This window comes from Mesorhizobium oxytropidicola (assembly GCF_056174625.1).
Genome location: NZ_CM149692.1, coordinates 6,613,170 through 6,630,209, shown reverse-complemented (window position 1 = coordinate 6,630,209; position 17,040 = coordinate 6,613,170). Strand labels below are relative to the sequence as shown.

At 63.9% G+C, this 17,040-nt stretch carries 16 protein-coding genes; 12 read left to right on the top strand and 4 right to left on the bottom strand.

Annotated features, from left to right (window positions below; all coding sequences use genetic code 11):
- Positions 1-8: 8 nt before the first annotated feature.
- From AC0V8S_RS33005 to AC0V8S_RS32990, 4 genes are all read left to right on the top strand, one after another.
- Positions 9-1,130: an ATP phosphoribosyltransferase regulatory subunit gene (locus tag AC0V8S_RS33005; RefSeq protein WP_475435731.1), complete on the top strand. Its 1,122-nt coding sequence runs from the start codon at positions 9-11 to the stop codon at positions 1,128-1,130.
- Entirely contained in the window at positions 1,127-1,825 is a 699-nt protein-coding gene (gene hisG / locus AC0V8S_RS33000) for an ATP phosphoribosyltransferase (protein ID WP_475435729.1), read from the top strand. The genes AC0V8S_RS33005 and hisG overlap by 4 nt, the downstream gene beginning before the upstream one ends.
- Positions 1,826-1,926: 101 nt before the next feature.
- The gene (locus AC0V8S_RS32995; RefSeq protein ID WP_475435727.1) at positions 1,927-3,699 is read left to right on the top strand and encodes an AMP-binding protein; all 1,773 of its coding nucleotides are present in this window, start codon (positions 1,927-1,929) and stop codon (positions 3,697-3,699) included.
- Between the two features lie 198 nt (positions 3,700-3,897).
- Positions 3,898-5,001, top strand: coding sequence for a calcium:cation antiporter (locus AC0V8S_RS32990; protein WP_183456671.1), 1,104 nt, complete (start codon positions 3,898-3,900; stop codon positions 4,999-5,001).
- Between the two features lie 46 nt (positions 5,002-5,047).
- On the opposite strand, the gene AC0V8S_RS32985 is transcribed toward AC0V8S_RS32990, so the two are convergent.
- On the bottom strand, positions 5,048-5,956 hold the full coding sequence (locus tag AC0V8S_RS32985; RefSeq protein WP_475435726.1) for a LysR family transcriptional regulator: 909 nt from the start codon (positions 5,954-5,956) through the stop codon (positions 5,048-5,050).
- Between the two features lie 79 nt (positions 5,957-6,035).
- On the opposite strand from AC0V8S_RS32985, the gene AC0V8S_RS32980 reads away from it, so the two are divergent.
- Both AC0V8S_RS32980 and AC0V8S_RS32975 read left to right on the top strand, forming a co-directional pair.
- A complete protein-coding gene (locus AC0V8S_RS32980; RefSeq protein WP_475435724.1) occupies positions 6,036-6,866 on the top strand; it encodes a class I SAM-dependent methyltransferase in 831 nt (276 codons plus the stop codon).
- Positions 6,867-6,878: 12 nt separating this feature from the next.
- On the top strand, positions 6,879-7,403 hold the full coding sequence (locus AC0V8S_RS32975; RefSeq protein WP_475435723.1) for a hypothetical protein: 525 nt from the start codon (positions 6,879-6,881) through the stop codon (positions 7,401-7,403).
- A gap of 79 nt (positions 7,404-7,482) precedes the next feature.
- Here AC0V8S_RS32975 and AC0V8S_RS32970 read toward each other — a convergent pair whose 3' ends face one another.
- Positions 7,483-8,391: a hydrogen peroxide-inducible genes activator gene (locus AC0V8S_RS32970; RefSeq protein ID WP_475435721.1), complete on the bottom strand. Its 909-nt coding sequence runs from the start codon at positions 8,389-8,391 to the stop codon at positions 7,483-7,485.
- Between the two features lie 148 nt (positions 8,392-8,539).
- On the opposite strand from AC0V8S_RS32970, the gene katG reads away from it, so the two are divergent.
- Complete coding sequence (gene katG, locus AC0V8S_RS32965; protein ID WP_475435720.1) at positions 8,540-10,738, top strand: catalase/peroxidase HPI; 2,199 nt, start codon at positions 8,540-8,542, stop codon at positions 10,736-10,738.
- 76 nt (positions 10,739-10,814) lie between these two features.
- Here katG and AC0V8S_RS32960 read toward each other — a convergent pair whose 3' ends face one another.
- Positions 10,815-11,492, bottom strand: a complete 678-nt coding sequence (locus AC0V8S_RS32960) for an MIP family channel protein (RefSeq protein WP_095197998.1) — start codon at positions 11,490-11,492, stop codon at positions 10,815-10,817.
- 301 nt (positions 11,493-11,793) lie between these two features.
- Here AC0V8S_RS32960 and AC0V8S_RS32955 point away from each other — a divergent pair, with 301 nt between their 5' ends.
- From AC0V8S_RS32955 to AC0V8S_RS32945, 3 genes are all read left to right on the top strand, one after another.
- Positions 11,794-13,083 carry an RsmB/NOP family class I SAM-dependent RNA methyltransferase gene (locus AC0V8S_RS32955; RefSeq protein ID WP_475435717.1) on the top strand — a complete coding sequence of 430 codons (1,290 nt, stop codon included), beginning with the start codon at positions 11,794-11,796 and terminating at the stop codon, positions 13,081-13,083.
- A gap of 130 nt (positions 13,084-13,213) precedes the next feature.
- Positions 13,214-13,672, top strand: a complete 459-nt coding sequence (locus AC0V8S_RS32950) for a PaaI family thioesterase (RefSeq protein WP_023686843.1) — start codon at positions 13,214-13,216, stop codon at positions 13,670-13,672.
- On the top strand, positions 13,672-14,307 hold the full coding sequence (locus tag AC0V8S_RS32945) for a 5'-methylthioadenosine/S-adenosylhomocysteine nucleosidase (protein WP_183456687.1): 636 nt from the start codon (positions 13,672-13,674) through the stop codon (positions 14,305-14,307). Before AC0V8S_RS32950 ends, AC0V8S_RS32945 begins: the two co-directional genes overlap by 1 nt.
- Before the next feature lie 12 nt (positions 14,308-14,319).
- Here the strand turns inward: AC0V8S_RS32945 and AC0V8S_RS32940 are convergent, their stop codons facing one another.
- The gene (locus tag AC0V8S_RS32940; RefSeq protein WP_183456689.1) at positions 14,320-14,637 is read right to left on the bottom strand and encodes a hypothetical protein; all 318 of its coding nucleotides are present in this window, start codon (positions 14,635-14,637) and stop codon (positions 14,320-14,322) included.
- A gap of 84 nt (positions 14,638-14,721) precedes the next feature.
- Here AC0V8S_RS32940 and AC0V8S_RS32935 point away from each other — a divergent pair, with 84 nt between their 5' ends.
- Entirely contained in the window at positions 14,722-15,204 is a 483-nt protein-coding gene (locus tag AC0V8S_RS32935; protein ID WP_183456691.1) for a MarR family winged helix-turn-helix transcriptional regulator, read from the top strand.
- A gap of 56 nt (positions 15,205-15,260) precedes the next feature.
- Positions 15,261-16,823 (top strand): glutamine-hydrolyzing GMP synthase, encoded by a 1,563-nt coding sequence (guaA, locus tag AC0V8S_RS32930; protein WP_475435712.1) that lies wholly within the window; start codon positions 15,261-15,263, stop codon positions 16,821-16,823.
- Positions 16,824-17,040 lie beyond the last annotated feature (217 nt).

The window sequence follows — 17,040 nt, the reverse complement described above, 5'->3', positions numbered from 1 at the left end:
CGCGGCCAGTGACCTCCCGCTTTCCCGCCATCGCTGCCGACATCACAAACCTCTTCGCCGCGCGCAACACGCACGCGGTCGAGGTCGCCATATTGCAGCCGGCGGATCCGTTCCTCGACATGGCCGGCGAGGATCTGCGCCGCCGCATCTTCCTTACCGAAAGCGAGACCGGGCAGACATTGTGCCTGCGGCCCGAATTCACCATTCCGGTCTGTCTCGACCACATAAGCTCGCAGGCCGGCACACCGCGCCGCTATTCCTATCTGGGTGAAGTGTTTCGCCAGCGCCGCGAAGGCGGCAACGAGTTCTTCCAGGCCGGCATCGAGGATCTCGGCGACCGTGATACCGCTGAGGCCGATGCCCGCTCCGTGGCCGACGCCCATGCGCTGCTGTCGCTGGTGCTGCCCGGCCGGTCGCTGGCCGTCACACTGGGCGACCAGGGCATCTTCGAAGCGGTGCTGGCGGCGCTCGGCCTGCCGCGCGGCTGGCGCATGCGGCTGGCCCGCGCCTTCGGCTCGGCGCCGATGCTGCAGGCGGCACTCGCCGACCTCGCCAACCCGCCGCGCAACGGCCAGCTTTCCGGCGAGGTCGCTGCCCTTGTCCTCGACGGGGATCTCGAAGGCCTTTCCACGCACATCGCCGGTGGCATGGAAGAGGCCGGCCTGTCGGCATCGGCCGGACGCTCGCCCACGGACATTGTGCGGCGGCTGATCGAGAAAGCCGAGTTGCGCAGCGTGCGGCTGTCGAACGAGGCCTTCGCGGCGCTGAAGAATTTTCTGGCGATCGACGTGCCGCTCGATGGAGCAGCCGAGGCGCTGGAGACCTTCGCCGCCTCTGCCGGGCTGTCGCTGGGCGCGGCACTGGAGAAGTTCGCGGCCCGGGCGAGGGCGATCGAGGCGCATGGCTTGCCAGCTGGAAAAATCCGCTACGACGCCGCCTTCGGCCGTCCGCTCGATTATTACACCGGCGTGGTCTTCGAAATCGCGGCACAGGGCGGCGAGCGTCCCCTGGCCGGCGGCGGCCGCTACGACCGCCTGCTGACCCTGCTTGGGGCGAAGACCGCCATCCCCGGCGTCGGCTTTTCCGTCTGGCTCGACCGCATCGAGGCGTTGCGGGAGACGGCACCATGATCACGCTGGCGATCCCGTCGAAGGGCCGGCTGAAAGAGCAGGCGCTGGAGGTGCTGGCAAAAGCCGGCCTTGCCATCAGCCTGCCCGGCGACGAGCGCAAATATCACGCCCGCGTCGAGGGCCTGGACAATGTCGAGGTGGCCTTCCTGTCGGCTTCCGAAATAGCGGGCGAGATCGGTCAGGGCGCCGTTGACCTCGGCATCACCGGCGAGGATCTGGTGCGCGAAAATCTCGCCGACTGGGAAGCCCGCGCCGAAATCGTCGCCCGTCTCGGCTTCGGCCATGCCGATGTCGTGGTGGCGGTGCCCGAGATATGGCTCGATGTCGACACCATGGCCGATCTCGACGACGTCGCCGCTGATTTCCGTCAACGCCACGGAAGGCGGTTGCGCATCGCCACCAAATACTGGCGGCTGACGCAGCAGTTCTTTTCGCAAAAACACGGCATCCAGGTCTATCGCATCGTCGAGAGCCTAGGCGCCACCGAAGGCGCGCCGGCGGCTGGACTGGCCGACGTCATCGTCGACATCACCACCACCGGCTCGACCCTGCGCGCCAACCACCTCAAGGTGCTGGGCGACGGTGTGGTGCTGAAGTCGCAGGCCTGTCTGGTGGCGTCGCGCAAATCGCGTTCGATGGCTGATGAAACGGTCTTGCGCGACATTGCTGCGAAGATGGCAGCGGCGGTCGGATAGCGATCCCGCCCTCCAGCGGCACAGAACTCTCAGTACCATCGACAGGATTTCCACTGCCCCGCCGGGCTGATAGACTCGATGCGGCCTGGGAGGGAACAGCGATGCCGGTTAATCTCGACGAGCTGAAGAACGCCACCAATCTGCGCGGCCGCGGCGCGCGCGCCGGCAGCGTCTTTATCGCGCCCGTCGATGGCAGGGCGCATGTCTCGGGCGAGCGCAAGGTGCCGTTGCTCGACAAGACCATTCCGGCCCTTTTCTCCGACACCGCCAGCAAATACGCCACGCAGGATGCCGCCGTCTTCGTCAGCCAGGACAAGCGCTTCACCTGGAGCGAGCTGTCGGACACGGTGGATGCGCTCGCCGCCGGCTTCCTGGCGTTGGGCCTAGAGAAAGGCGACCGCGTCGGCATCTGGTCGCCCAACCGCTGGGAATGGCTGGTGACGCAATTCGCCACCGCCCGCATCGGCCTGATCCTGGTCAACATCAACCCGGCCTACCGGCTGACCGAGCTCGAATATGCGCTGAACAAGGTCGGCTGCAAGGCGTTGGTCACCGCCGTCAGCTTCAAGACTTCCGATTATCTCGGCATGATCGAGACGCTCGCGCCGGAAATCGCGAAGGCCACGCCGGGCAAGCTCAAGGCGCAAAAATTGCCTGATCTGAAGATCGTCATCCGCATGGGCGAGGACAATTCGCCAGGCATGTTCAATTTCGCCGACGTGCTGGCCATGGCCGGCCGCGACGAGCATGACAGCCTCGACCGCATTTCCGAGGGGCTGAAACCGAACGATGCCATCAACATCCAGTTCACCTCGGGCACGACAGGCGCACCAAAGGGCGCGACGCTGACGCACCACAACATCGTCAACAACGGCAATTTCGTCACCTCGGCGATCAAGCTCACCGTCGAGGACCGGCTCTGCATCCCGGTGCCGCTCTATCACTGCTTCGGCATGTCGATGGGCACGATGGGCTGCGTCACCAAGGGCGCGACCATGGTGTTTCCGGGCGAGGGCTTCGATCCCGGCCTGACGCTGAAGGCCGTGGCGCAGGAGCGCTGTACCGGCCTCTACGGCGTGCCGACCATGTTCGTCGGCATGCTCGACCATGCGGATTTCGCGACCTTCGACCTCTCCAGCCTGCGCACCGGCATCATGGCCGGCTCGCCATGCCCGATCGAGGTGATGAAGAAGGTGGTGTCGCTGATGCATATGTCGGAGGTGACCATCGCCTACGGCATGACCGAGACCAGCCCGGTGTCCTTCCAGAGCGGCGTCGACGATCCGCTCGAAAAGCGCGTCTCGACGGTCGGCCGCATCCATCCGCATGTCGAGGTCAAGGCCATCGATGCCGATGGCGCCACCGTTGCGGTCGGCGCGCCGGGCGAACTCTGCACGCGCGGCTATTCCGTGATGAAGGGCTATTGGGACGACGAGGAGAAGACTCGCGAGGCGATCGACAGCGACGGCTGGATGCACACCGGCGACCTCGCCACGATCGACGCAGAGGGCTATTGCAACATCGTCGGCCGCGTCAAGGACATGGTCATCCGTGGCGGCGAGAACGTCTATCCCAGGGAGGTCGAGGAGTTCCTCTACCGCCATCCCAAGGTCAGGGAGGTGCAGGTGTTCGGCATTCCCGACCAAAAGTATGGCGAGGAGCTGTGCGCCTGGATCGTGCTCAAACCCAACCAGATAGCCACCGAACAGGAGATCAAGAATTTCTGCGCTGGCCAGATCGCCCACTACAAGATCCCCCGCCACATCCGCTTCCGCACCGAATTGCCGATGACGGTGACCGGCAAGCCGCAGAAGTTTTTGATGCGTCAGGCGATGGTCGAGGAGCTCGGACTGGTGGTGCAGAAGACGGCGTGAGGGGTGGGCGCCTCGATTTGTCATTGCGCTCAACAATGCCAAGGTCGCGCGACCTTGCTGCATCTTCAGGAGCAGCGGGTCGGTGTCGTTTGCCGGAATCGAACGCCGGGTGATGGGCTTGCCGGCTTTGCGATGACATTGGCTGAGGCGCTCCCCACAGGCTTTCCGCAAGGTTCGCAGAAACATATGGGAGCTTGAATGACTGGTTTCGGACGATCGGCGATTTCCTACGCGATGCCCCTCGCTGCGCTAGCGATGGCTGTCGCCGTCAGAGCCAGTGGGCTGTCGGTGGACCAGGGTTCGCTGAACGCCAGGATCCTTGTCGGTGCGCTGTCGTGTGCGATCATGTTCGTCACCATTTTCGTGGTGCTCGACCACGCCGAGGCGGTAGCTCGGCGGGTAGGGGAGCCGTACGGCACGCTGGTGCTGACGTTTGCCGTCACGGCAATCGAAGTGTCGATCATTGTTTCCATGATGCTGCATGGGGAGAACAACCCGACGCTGGCACGGGAGTCCGTCTTCTCGACGGTGATGATCACATCCACCGGCGTTGTCGGCATGTGTCTCGCGCTTGGCGGCTGGCGTCATCGCAAGCAGGCCATCCTGCGGCAAGGGACCAGTGCCTATCTGGCGGTTCTGATCGCGCTGACCGTCATGACGCTTATTCTGCCGACCTACACCCAGACCACGGATCCCGGCACGTTTTCGGCAGCCCAACTCGGTTTCGTCAGCGTCCTTTCAGTGCTGCTCTATGCAAGCTTCGTGTTCGCGCAGACCGTCCGGCACCGGGAAGACTTTACCCAGGGACAACCACACGACGTTTCGGTGCGCGCTGCGCCTCACGGGAGCATCTTTGCCAGCGCTCTTCTGTTGATGGCCGGGCTGATCGGAATTGTCATGCTCGCCGAACAGGTCGCGGCAAGCGTCGAAGATACGCTCGTTGCCTACCAGGTGACCCAGGCTGACAGCATTGTGGGGGCAATGATCGCGGGGCTGGTGTTGATGCCGGAGGCCATTTCGGCGGTGCGCGCTTCACTCAACAACGAGCTGCAGCGCGGCTTGAATGTCGCGATGGGTTCGGCTTGCGCCACGATCGGCCTGACCATACCGGGAGTCGCAGCCGCCAGCCTGCTGACCGGGAGAGGACTGACCCTGGGGCTGCCGGCTGCTGATGCGGTCCTTTTGGCCTTGGCGCTTTTCATATGCAATGTAAGCTTCAGCACTGAAAGAACGACGTTCTTGACCGGAATGGTCCATCTTGTAGTATTTTTTACTTATGTATTTCTGATATTTATACCATGAGAGCTTTGGTGCAAGCGAAGCGCCAGAGGCGGCATCCTTCGCTATCTCAGACCCCGGATTTGAGGTGGTCGATGAAGGCGCGCAGCTTCGGCAGGATCTGGCGCTTGCCGGGATGATAGAGGAAGACGCCCGGCGCCGTCGCGGCGATGGTGTCCAGCACTGGCTCGAGTTTTCCCTGGCCTATCGGACCTTCGGCGACGGGCCGAGGGATCTGCGCCAGCCCGATCCCACGCATCGCGGCCCCGAGCAATGTCGGGTAGTCATGCGCGATCAGCGGGCCTGAGACCATGGCCTCGATCGCCTCGTTGCCGTCGACGAACGTCCAGGGCGCGATGGCGCCGTTCGAACGGCGCAGGCGCAAGCAGGCGTGGTGGCGCAAGTCGTCGACACGCTCGGGGCGGCCATGGCGCTCGAGATAGTCAGGGCTGCCGACGACGACGAACGAGAATGACGGGGTCAGCCGCACCGCGACCATGTCGGTGGCGATGAACTGGCCAAGGCGGATGCCGGCATCGAACCCGCCGGTCGCCAGATCGACCATCTCGTCGCTCGCCGCGATCTCCAGTTCGACTTCGGGATAGGCCTGGCAGAACGACGCGATCACCGGCTCCAGGATCAACGGCACGACGGCACGCGGTACGGACAAGCGCAGCAGGCCGGTCGGCCGCTGGCCGACATCACGCGCGGCCTCGCCGGCCGCGACAATCTCCTCGAAGGCAGGGCCGGCACGGTCGAGGAAGCGCTGACCGGCCTCGGTGAGGCCGACGCTGCGCGTCGTGCGGACAAACAGCGCCGCACCAAGCCGCGCTTCCAGCGCGCGCACCGTCTGGCTCACGGCGGATGGCGTCACGCCGAGATCGGCGGCGGCGCGGCGGAAATTGCGGTGCCTGGCGACAGCCAGGAACACCTCGACGCCCTCCAGCGCCCCATGCCGGATTGTGTAGTTCTGCTTCATGGGTTGTTGTGATTACAGCGGATAGTCGAACGATGGAAGCGGGCTTAGGTAAGAGTCTGAAGACAGGAGGCATCTTGCCATGACCGATGAACTTGATGGCGTGCGCGACCATTATCGCGCGACCGGCCTAACTGAGCGGCTGAAGACGGTGCTGGCTGCTCTCGGCCCGGAAGATCAGCCTCTCACACCGCAGCAATTGGGTACCCTCGACCAGTTTCACACCCGTGGGCTTGCTGCCACTGCCGAGCTTGCCCAATTGGCGGGGATCGCCGCTGGCATGTCGGTTCTGGATGTCGGCTCGGGTGTCGGCGGGCCGGCGCGCTTTCTGGCTGCGACCTATGGCTGTCAGGTTACCGGCGTGGACCTCAGCGAGCCTTTCGTGGACGCCGCGCGCTATCTGACCGAGCGCACGGGACAGAGCGAGCAATTGTCGTTCCAGGCCGCCAACGCCCTGGAGCTTCCATTCGATGACGGTCGTTTCGACATCGTGCTGCTTCAGCATGTGGCGATGAACATCTTCGACCGGGCGCGGCTCTACCGCGAGCTTCGGCGCGTGCTGAAGTCAGGCGGCAGGTTTGCCACCTTTGACGTCGTGCTGGGCGGCGGCGAGCCGCACTATCCGCTTCCCTGGGCGCGGACGCCGGCGACAAGCTTCCTGCTGACGATCGACGCGACGCGGGAGACGATCGAACCGGCAGGCTTCCGCATGCTGGCATGGCAAGACGACACTGAGGCCGCCAAGGCCTGGTTCGCCCAGTTGCGCGCGTCGGGTCCGCCGCCTTCGCCAAATCTTGGCGTGGTGATGGGGCCGGACTTCGCCGAGCTTGCAGCCAATTTGGGACGAAATCTCATGGAAGGCCGGCTCGGCATCCTGACCGCGGTGTTCGAGGCCGCATCGACCAACAGCTGACAGGAGACCACAATGTCGACGGAAATCCTTTTCCAGACCCATCTCGTTCTGGGTTATGTCGCGTGGCTGCTTTGCTTCAGCGCGTACATCTGGCCCTGGCTGAGCTCGATGGACGGGGTCGCGGCGCAACGCGCCATTGCCACGCTGCACAGTTTCCGCTTTTTCGGGCTCGTCTTCATCCTTCCGGGCGTCGTCAGCCCCGATCTGCCCGCCAGCTTCGCCACCTTTGCCGCCTATGGCGACTTCGCAACAGGAGTGCTGGCCTTACTGGCGCTGCTCACGGTGAGGATACGCCCGCTGTTTTGGTTTTTCATCGTTGCCTTCAATGTCATTGGGATAGTCGACCTCATCGTCGATTATTACCAAGCCATCCAGGCCGATCTCCCTGCCCATGCAGGATTGTTTGGCGCCACCTACGCCATCCCCGTCATCTACGTGCCGTTGCTCATGATCACGCACGTCACCGCATTCTATTTTATGGTGCGTTCACGCCAGAACGAGACTCGCGCCATCGCAGATAATGCGACGGCCTCCTAAGTCATCTGGAGCGCGAGATGATCGCCAACTCGAAATCGCCGCGAACCCGCAAGTTTCTGTCCCGGGTTCTGTGACGCCCTCACGCCGCCAGCACCGCCGCGCCGAGGCTGCGGATGATCTTGGCGAGTTCGACACACTCGCCATGCCTTGCATTGTTGCGCCGCCAGGCAAGGCAGATCATGCGTTGCGGCATCGGCTCCTGGAACGGCACGATCTTGAGATCGGAGATGGTGCCGGCAGGCCCCGTGGCCATTTCGGGGATCAGCGTTACGCCGAGCCCGTGCGCCACCATTTGCAACAGCGTGGTCAGGCTGGTGGCGCCATAGCTGGCCATCGCCACCGGCCGCACATTGCCGCACACGGCGAGCGCCTGTTCGCGTAGGCAATGGCCTTCCTCCAGCAGCATCAGTCGTTCCAGCGCCGGGCTTTCGGGCGGAACCGGCGGCGAGGCGAAGGCCGGATCGCCCGCCGGCACGGCGAGGAAGAACCGGTCGGAAAACAGCGCCTCGGTAATCAGGCCGGGATGATCGAGCGGAAGCGCCGCGATGAAAGCGTCGAGCTTTCGCGAGGCGATGTCCTCGACCAGAGAGGCGGTGACCGCCTCGCGCAATTCGAGCAGCAAGGCCGGGAAATGCTTTTTCAGTTCGGGCAAAGCGCGCGGCAAAAGATAGGGCGCGACGGTCGGGATGATGCCCAGCCGGAAACGCCCCTCCATGGCGGTCCGGCCGCGCCGGGCCGTGGTTTCGACGTCGCGTATGTCGGCCAGGATGCGTTCGATGCGCGGCAAAAGCGCGATCGCTTCGTCGGTCATGCGCACCGACTTGCCGCCGCGTTCGAACAGCCGACAGTTCAGCCGCTGTTCCATTTCCGCGATCTGCGAGGATAGTGCCGGTTGGCTGACACCGGCGAGTTTTGCCGCACGCCCGAAATGCAGCGTCTGCGCCAGCGCGTCGAAATAATGCATCTGGCGAACTGTCAATCCGATCATAAGAAAATCCTATCGAAATGAACAGGAAAGGCAATTTGTTTTTATCGTGAATGCGGCCTAGTCTGGAATCATTCCAAGATGGTGCGGCCGATGAGCCGCCCCCAAAATCTTGGCAAAGATCAAAACTCGGCAAAATCGGAGACTGAAGATGGACGCGAACACCGATGACAAAAGCGCGGGCAAATGCCCGGTCGCGCACGGAGCCGTTGGCAGGGCCAATCGTGACTGGTGGCCGAACCAGCTGAACGTGCAGATCCTGCACCAGCAGTCGTCCCTGTCCGACCCGATGGGCGAGGCATTCGACTATGCCGAGGAATTCAAAAGCCTCGACCTCGACGCCGTCATCAAGGACCTGCATGCGCTGATGACGGATTCGCAGGAGTGGTGGCCGGCCGACTTTGGCCATTACGGGCCGCTGTTCATCCGCATGGCCTGGCACAGCGCCGGCACCTACCGCATCGCCGACGGTCGCGGCGGCGCCGGAGCCGGCCAGCAGCGTTTCGCGCCGCTCAACAGCTGGCCGGACAACGTCAACCTCGACAAGGCCCGCCGGCTCTTGTGGCCGATCAAACAGAAATATGGCCGCAAGATCTCCTGGGCCGACCTTCTGATCCTCACCGGCAACGTCGCGCTGGAATCGATGGGCTTCAAGACCTTCGGCTTTGCCGGCGGCCGTGCCGATGTCTGGGAGCCCGAGCAGGACGTCTATTGGGGCCCCGAAGGCAAGTGGCTGGCAGACGAGCGCTACAGCGGCGACCGCGACCTGCAGAACCCGCTCGGCGCCGTGCAGATGGGCCTGATCTACGTCAACCCGGAAGGGCCGAACGGCAATCCGGATCCGCTGGCCGCGGCGCGCGATATCAGGGACACATTCGCGCGCATGGCGATGAACGACGAGGAGACGGTCGCGCTCATCGCCGGGGGCCATACGTTCGGCAAGACCCATGGTGCCGGCGATGCGAGCCTGGTGGGTGTCGAGCCGGAAGGCGCCGACATCGAGCAGCAGGGCCTTGGCTGGGCGAGCAAATTCGGCACCGGTAAGGGCGGTGACGCCATCGGCAGCGGTCTGGAAGTCATTTGGACGACGACGCCGACCAAATGGAGCAACAACTTCTTTGACAATCTATTCGGCTTCGACTGGGAGCTGACCAAGAGCCCGGCCGGCGCGCATCAGTGGACGCCGAAGGGTGGCGCGGGCGCCGGCACGGTGCCGGACGCACACAACTCGGCCAAGCGCCACGCACCGTCTATGCTGACCACCGACCTCGCGCTGCGTTTCGATCCGTCCTACGCAACGATCTCGAAGCGCTTCCATGAGAATCCGGATCAGTTCGCCGACGCTTTCGCCCGCGCCTGGTACAAGCTGACCCACCGCGACATGGGCCCGGTCGCCCGCTATCTCGGCCCGTTGGTTCCGAAGGAAGAGCTGCCCTGGCAGGACATCATCCCGGCGGTCGATCATGTGCTGATCGACGAGCAGGACGCCGAAGCGCTCAAGGCCAAGATCCTGGCCTCCGGCCTGTCGGTGTCGCAGCTGGTCTCGACGGCATGGGCATCGGCCTCGACATTCCGTGGTTCCGACAAGCGCGGCGGCGCCAATGGCGCGCGCATCCGTCTCAGCCCGCAGAAGGACTGGGCGGTCAACCAGCCGGCCGAGCTGGCCAAGGTGCTCGACAAGCTCGAAGCCATCGCCAAGGACTTCAACGCTGCGCAGGCCGGCAGCAAGAAGGTCTCGCTTGCCGACCTGATCGTTCTCGGCGGCAACGCGGCCATCGAGAAGGCCGCGAAGGCAGCCGGCCACAGTGTCGACGTTCCCTTCTGGCCGGGCCGCATGGATGCTTCGCAGGAGCAGACCGACATCCACTCCTTCGCGCCGCTGGAGCCGACGGTTGACGGCTTCCGCAACTATGTCGGCGGCAAGCAGCGCCTGACCGTCGAGGAGGCGCTGGTCGACCGCGCGCAGTTGCTGACGCTGACGGCGCCGGAACTGACCGTTCTCGTCGGTGGCCTGCGCGTTCTCGGCGCCAATGCCGGGCAGTCCAAGCACGGCGTCTTCACCAACAAGCCGGAAACGCTGAGCAACGACTTCTTCGTCAACCTGCTCGACATGGGCACGGAGTGGAAGGCGACGTCAGATGCCAAGGACGTGTTCGAAGGCCGCGACCGCAAGACCGGCGCAGTCAAGTGGACCGGCACCCGTGCCGACCTGATCTTCGGTTCGCATTCGCAGCTGCGTGCGCTGGCCGAAGTCTATGCGACGGTGGACGCCAAGGCGAAGTTTGCGAAAGACTTCGTCGTGGCCTGGACAAAGGTGATGAACGCCGACCGCTTCGACATCGCCGGCTGATCAAGGCGAAGTTTTCTCCACTCAACAAAAAGGCGCGGGCCATGACCCGCGCCTTTTGCATTTTCAGCTTCGAAAATCAATCCTTCTCGAAGATGCGCGCCTTGGCGACGACGCCGGCGATGGCGCCGCCGATCAGCGGTGCGACAATGAACAGCCAGAGCTGGCTGAGCGCGGCACCGCCGGTGAACAGCGCCGGGCCGATGGAGCGGGCCGGATTGACCGAGGTGCCGGTGACCGGGATCATGGCGAAGTGAATGCCGGCCAGCGTCAGGCCGATGACCAGGCCGGCAAACGCCGTCGAGTGCTTTTCAGCGGTCACGCCGAGGATCACCGTGACGAAGGTGAAGGTGCCGATCAATTCCCACAGGAAGGCCGAGCTCATGCCCCATTTCGCCACGTCCCAGCCATTGGCGCCGAAGCCGCCGGTGTGACCGCCGGCTTGGCCGGAAACGATGATCCACAGTGCCAGCGAAGCCAGGATGGCGCCGATGATCTGCGCGATCCAGTAGGGGATGACGTCCTTGGCCGGCAGCCGGCCGGCAAGGAAGACGCCGAGCGTCACCGCCGGATTGAGATGCGCGCCCGAAATCGGACCGATCGCGTAAGCGGCCGCGATGAGGCCGATGCCGAATGCCAGACCGATGCCTTCCTGACCGAGCGGCAGCGCGCCGCCAAAGCCGCCCGTCACCACCGACGCCGTGCCGATGAACACCAACAGAAATGTGCCTAGAACTTCCGCCAGATAAGTTTTCATTGCCCTCTCCTCGTAGCGATCCGCCGGTCCACGTTTTCCGCGCCGCGAATCATGGTGTAAAGAGTATTCCCAACGCAAAAACTTGGAAAGCAGAGCGGTTGCGCCACAAGCCATGCTTGCGGTCGCCAGTTGCAAACATTAGAGACCTTGCATCTATTGATCGATCTGCTGTTGCCAGCCCGCGATATTTATCGATCGGACAGATTTAAGGCTGCCTCTTCGTCGCAGATGGAGCGGGGTTCAATCCGGACGCGAAAGGCTCTAAGAGCAGGCGATAGATCTCGATTTGATGGAATGACCGATGCGACTGGGCGGACGGCTGGCTGCGGCCATCGAAGTGCTGGAGGACATTGGCCGGCGTCACCGGCCGGTGGCCGATGCGCTGAAGGATTGGGGCCTGTCGCACCGCTTCGCCGGCGGCGGTGATCGCGCCGCGATCGGCAACATCGTCTACGACGCGCTGCGCCACAAGCGCTCCGCCGGCTGGCTGCTCGGCGAAGACACGCCACGCGCCATCGGCTTCGGCGCATTGCTGCTCGAATGGGGCCAGACGGCGCTGTCGCTCAACGACGCGCTCGACGGCGACAAGTTCGCGCCGCCGCTGCTCAGCGCAACCGAGCTCCAAACGGTCGCCGGTCGCCAGCTTGCCGACGCGCCGCCCGCGGTGCGGGCCGACATTCCCGATTGGTGCGAACCGCTTTTCGAACGGGCTTTTGGCGAGACATGGGTTGGGGAGGGCGCGGCGCTGGCGACACGCCCGCCGCTCGACATAAGGGTCAACACGCTGCAGGCCGATCGCGCCAAGGTCCTCAAGGAACTGGCCGATACAGGGGCGCAGGCCGCGCGCATCGCGCCGCTCGGCATCCGCATTCCGCCCATCGACGGCGACGGCAGGCACCCCAACGTGCAGTCCGAGCCGGCCTTTCAGAAAGGCTGGTTCGAGGTCCAGGACGAGGGCTCGCAAATAGCGGCGACACTTGCCGGCGCCGAGGCCGGTATGCAGGTGCTCGACTTCTGCGCCGGCGCCGGCGGCAAGACGCTGGCGCTGTCGGCTTCGATGGACAATCGCGGCCAGATCTTCGCCCACGATGCCGAAAAGGCGCGGCTGGCGCCAATCTTCGACCGCATCCGCCGCTCGGAAAACCGCAATGTGCAGGTCGTCACCAAGCCGGCCGAACTCGCGCCGCTCGCCAACCACATGGACATCGTGCTGGTCGACGCACCCTGCACCGGCAGCGGCACCTGGCGCCGCCGCCCCGATGCCAAATGGCGGCTGACGCAAAGGCAGCTCGACGCCCGCAAGGGCGAACAGTCGGCGATCCTCGATGCCGCCAAACTGTATGTCAAACCCGGCGGTCTGCTGGTCTACATCACCTGCTCGGTGTTCGACGAGGAGAATGGCGAGCAGATCGCGGCGTTTCGCGAGCGGCACAAAGGCTTTGCGCCCGTCGATCATCGAAGTTTGTGGGACGGCCATTTTCCGGGCCACGAGGCAGCCGCGCGGATCGGCTCCGCCGGTGATATCTCACTGTCGCCATTGCTGAGCGGAACGGACGGGTTCTATTTCTGCGCGCTGCGCCGGACCAGTTGAGATCCGCCGAATCCCCGGCCACTCGACGCGTGACGGCCGGCGAGGCGGATTGTTGCAGTGCAGCAATTGAGATTGCCTGCCGCCGATCCCTCTGCGATAAGCTTTCCCGGCAAACGTGAAGGCAATTGCGATGGCAGCAAAGATCGTACCGGCTCCGGACTATGAGGATCGCGTCAGGGCGTCCTTCGCGCGTCAGCAGGCGATGGCGACGATCGGCGCCGAGCTGACATTGGTGACCCCCGGCATCATCGAGATCGAGATGCCCTATTCGGCGGCGCTGACCCAGCAGCACGGCTTCCTGCATGCCGGTGTCATCTCGACGGCGCTGGACTCGGCCTGCGGCTACGCGGCCTTTTCCCTGATGCCGGAAAATTCCGGCGTGCTGACCATCGAATTCAAGGTCAATCTCCTGGCGCCGGGCAGGGGCGAACGTTTCCTGTTCCGTGGCTCGGTGACCAAGCCCGGCCGCACCATCATCGTTGCCGACGGCCAGGCCTATGCCTTCGCCGCCGATGGCGAGGCCAAGCTGATTGCCACCATGACGGGGACGATGATGACGGTGGTTGGCCGCGACGGGATTGCAGGCTGATGGCCAACATTACCCGAATTGGCGGCAAGGACGTCCTCTTTGTCATGGCGGCGCTGGCCGAATATGGGCCGCATCTGCAAAAACTGTTCACGCCGCTGATGACCGGCGTCGGCCCGGTCGAGGCAGCCGTCCGGCTCGGCGCCGAGCTGTCCTGGCTTAAATCGGAAAAGGCCCTGCCGGACCTCGTCGTATCGCTCGGTTCAGCCGGCAGCCGGACCCTGGAACAGACCGAAATCTATCAGGCCGTCTCCGTCAGCTATCGCGACATCGACGCCTCGCCGCTGGGTTTCGAGAAGGGCGCAACACCGTTTCTCGACCTGCCGGTGACTGTGCCGCTGCCGTTTCGTATTCCTGAAATCAAGCAAGCCACGCTGTCGACCGGCGGCGCCGTCATCACCGGCGCTGCCTATGATGCAATCGCAGCCGACATGGTCGACATGGAGACCTTCGCCTGCCTGCGCGCCTGCCAGCTGTTCAATGTTCCCCTCATCGGGCTGCGCGGCATTTCCGACGGCGCGGCCGATCTCCGGCATGTCGGCGACTGGACCGAATATCTGCACGTCATCGACGAAAAGCTCGCCGACGCCGTCGGGCGGCTCGAACAGGCGGTCAGTGACGGACTGCTCGGCGCCTGATCGCAACAAGGATCAAGCCGCGAGGCTCTGCGGATCGCCGAAATCGATGCGCGAGATGCGCCCGCGCACAATGCCGGTCGCATCGACATAGTCGATGGCTCCCGGTGTGTGATCGAGTTTCCAGGAGCCGGTGGGGCCGTCCCGCCATTCGACCTTGTAGCCATCGTCCTGCAGTGTCCAAAGTCCATGGAAACGGGTGCCGTCCGGCAGCAGCATGTGCGCCCGGTCCCCGGTTTCGTAGTGGATGAAGGCGCTCTTGCCGCCCATGTCGACGACATGCGTGGTGCCGATCATGATAATGGCCAGCGTATCCTTGTGCAGAATTGTCATTATCCCTGTCCAAAGGTTCGAGTTCGAAAGCGCTCGACGCAAGCAAGATCGTCAAGTATCTTGACTATATGGAGTCGTAATAAAGTGGTCAAGGAGCTTGACGAAAAAACCGAAGTGCTGCCCGACCACGTCGGCTGGCGCCTGTGGCAGGCAAGCCGTGCCTGGCAGGCCGAATTCGCTGCCGCGATGCGCACCGCCGGCCACGGCTGGTTCACCGAAGCGCGCGCGGGGCTGCTAGGGCATATCCCCCGCGGCGGCATTCGTCAGGCGGCGCTGATCGAACGTTCGGCAATCTCCAAGCAGGCGGTCCAACAATTGCTCGACGGTCTGGAGGCGGAGGGCGTGGTGCAGCGTCTGCCCGATCCGCGAGACGGGCGCGGCAAGCTTGTCGGCTACACGCGCATGGGTCTGGATGCCTTGCGCGACGGCGACCGCATCAAGCTCCAGATCGAGCATGGCTATGTCGAGCGCATCGGCCAGCAGCGGTTCGCGGCGCTGATGGATGCTTTGCGGACACTCGATGCCGGGCAGGCGGACGCCGGCGATAAAAAGGCCGGCGTTCAGTGAACGGCGCGGCTTTGTAACCCATTGCGTCGACTCATTTCTTTCTCTAAACGCTCGCCATGACAACAGCCAATCATCCCGACACCGTCCTGATTGTCGATTTCGGCAGCCAGTTTACGCAGCTCATCGCCCGCCGCATCCGCGAGGCCGGCGTCTTTTCCGAGATCGTGCCGTTCCAGTCGGCCGAAGCCGCGTTCAAGCGCATCAATCCAAAAGCGGTGATCCTGTCCGGCGGTCCGGCCTCGACATCGGATATCGGCAGCCCGCGCGCGCCGCAGATCGTCTTCGATGCCGGCGTGCCGGTACTCGGCATCTGCTATGGCCAGATGGCGATGTGCGTGCAGATGGGCGGTGTCGCCGAAAGCTCCAACCATCGTGAATTCGGCCGCGCCTTCGTCGAGATCGAGAAGGACAGCCCGCTGTTCGAGGGCCTGTGGGCCACCGGTCAGCGCCACCAGGTGTGGATGAGCCACGGCGATCGCGTCATCGCCTTGCCGCCGGGTTTTCAGGTTTTTGGCAAGTCGGAAAGCTCGCCCTTCGCCATCTTCGGCAATGTCGAGCGCAAGATGTACGGCATCATGTTCCACCCCGAGGTGGTGCATACGCCCGATGGCGCGAGGCTGCTCAGGAACTTCGTCCACAACATCGCCGGCATCGAGGGCGACTGGACGATGCGCGCCTACCGCGAACACGCGGTCGAGGCCATCCGCAAGCAGGTCGGCAAGGGCAAGGTTATCTGCGCGCTGTCGGGCGGCGTGGACTCCTCGGTTGCGGCGCTGCTGATCCACGAGGCGGTCGGCGACCAGCTCACCTGCATCCTGGTCGATCATGGCCTGATGCGCAAGGACGAGGCGGCGGGCGTGGTGGCGATGTTCCGCCAGCACTACAATCTGCCGCTGATCCTGGTCGATGCCTCGGAAAAATTCATCTCGGCGCTGGAAGGCGAGGTTGATCCCGAGAAGAAGCGCAAGACCATCGGCCGGCTGTTCATCGAAGTGTTCGAGGAAGAGGCCAAAAAACTCGGCGGCGCCGATTTCCTGGCGCAAGGCACGCTTTATCCCGACGTCATCGAAAGCGTCTCCTTCACCGGCGGTCCGTCGGTGACCATCAAGTCGCACCACAATGTCGGCGGCCTGCCCGAGCGCATGAACATGCAGCTCGTCGAGCCGCTGCGCGAACTGTTCAAGGACGAGGTGAGGGCGCTCGGCAAGGAGCTCGGCCTGCCCGAAAGCTTCATCGGCCGCCATCCGTTCCCGGGTCCTGGCCTTGCCATACGCTGCCCCGGCGGCATTACGCGGGAAAAGCTGGAGATCCTGCGCGAAGCCGACGCCATCTATCTCGACGAAATCCGCAAGGCCGGCCTCTACGACGCTATCTGGCAGGCCTTCGCCGTGCTCTTGCCGGTGCAGACGGTCGGCGTGATGGGCGACGGCCGCACCTACGAATTCGTCTGCGCGCTGCGCGCCGTCACCTCGGTCGACGGTATGACGGCGGATTTCTACCACTACGACATGGCCTTCCTGGGCGCTGCCGCCACGCGCATCATCAACGAAGTCCGCGGCATCAACCGCGTCGTCTACGACGTGACGTCGAAGCCGCCGGGTACGATCGAGTGGGAATGACGGGGATACAAACGGCAGCGTTAGCGTAGCTTTGGTGACGACTTTCGCTATCGGAAATTGTTCTTGTATCCGTATCTCACTTCCACTGAACTGGCATTCTCCATCTCCGATCTGACAAGTTCGATCTGCGCCCATGTCTCCCATGAAGTAAGGCCTAAAGAGAGAGTGGCTGCAGCGTAGAACGGCGTGCGCAAAGGCGGGTCTGTTCCGCCTCGTC

What these genes read in the sequence shown, in the direction of transcription:
- hisG (WP_475435729.1), top strand. Translation starts at nt 1,127, where the DNA reads ATGATCACGCTGGCGATCCCGTCGAAGGGCCGGCTGAAAGAGCAGGCG.
- AC0V8S_RS32995 (WP_475435727.1), top strand. Translation starts at nt 1,927, where the DNA reads ATGCCGGTTAATCTCGACGAGCTGAAGAACGCCACCAATCTGCGCGGC.
- AC0V8S_RS32990 (WP_183456671.1), top strand. Translation starts at nt 3,898, where the DNA reads ATGACTGGTTTCGGACGATCGGCGATTTCCTACGCGATGCCCCTCGCT.
- AC0V8S_RS32985 (WP_475435726.1), bottom strand. Translation starts at nt 5,956, where the DNA reads ATGAAGCAGAACTACACAATCCGGCATGGGGCGCTGGAGGGCGTCGAG.
- AC0V8S_RS32980 (WP_475435724.1), top strand. Translation starts at nt 6,036, where the DNA reads ATGACCGATGAACTTGATGGCGTGCGCGACCATTATCGCGCGACCGGC.
- AC0V8S_RS32975 (WP_475435723.1), top strand. Translation starts at nt 6,879, where the DNA reads ATGTCGACGGAAATCCTTTTCCAGACCCATCTCGTTCTGGGTTATGTC.
- AC0V8S_RS32970 (WP_475435721.1), bottom strand. Translation starts at nt 8,391, where the DNA reads ATGATCGGATTGACAGTTCGCCAGATGCATTATTTCGACGCGCTGGCG.
- katG (WP_475435720.1), top strand. Translation starts at nt 8,540, where the DNA reads ATGGACGCGAACACCGATGACAAAAGCGCGGGCAAATGCCCGGTCGCG.
- AC0V8S_RS32960 (WP_095197998.1), bottom strand. Translation starts at nt 11,492, where the DNA reads ATGAAAACTTATCTGGCGGAAGTTCTAGGCACATTTCTGTTGGTGTTC.
- AC0V8S_RS32955 (WP_475435717.1), top strand. Translation starts at nt 11,794, where the DNA reads ATGCGACTGGGCGGACGGCTGGCTGCGGCCATCGAAGTGCTGGAGGAC.
- AC0V8S_RS32950 (WP_023686843.1), top strand. Translation starts at nt 13,214, where the DNA reads ATGGCAGCAAAGATCGTACCGGCTCCGGACTATGAGGATCGCGTCAGG.
- AC0V8S_RS32945 (WP_183456687.1), top strand. Translation starts at nt 13,672, where the DNA reads ATGGCCAACATTACCCGAATTGGCGGCAAGGACGTCCTCTTTGTCATG.
- AC0V8S_RS32940 (WP_183456689.1), bottom strand. Translation starts at nt 14,637, where the DNA reads ATGACAATTCTGCACAAGGATACGCTGGCCATTATCATGATCGGCACC.
- guaA (WP_475435712.1), top strand. Translation starts at nt 15,261, where the DNA reads ATGACAACAGCCAATCATCCCGACACCGTCCTGATTGTCGATTTCGGC.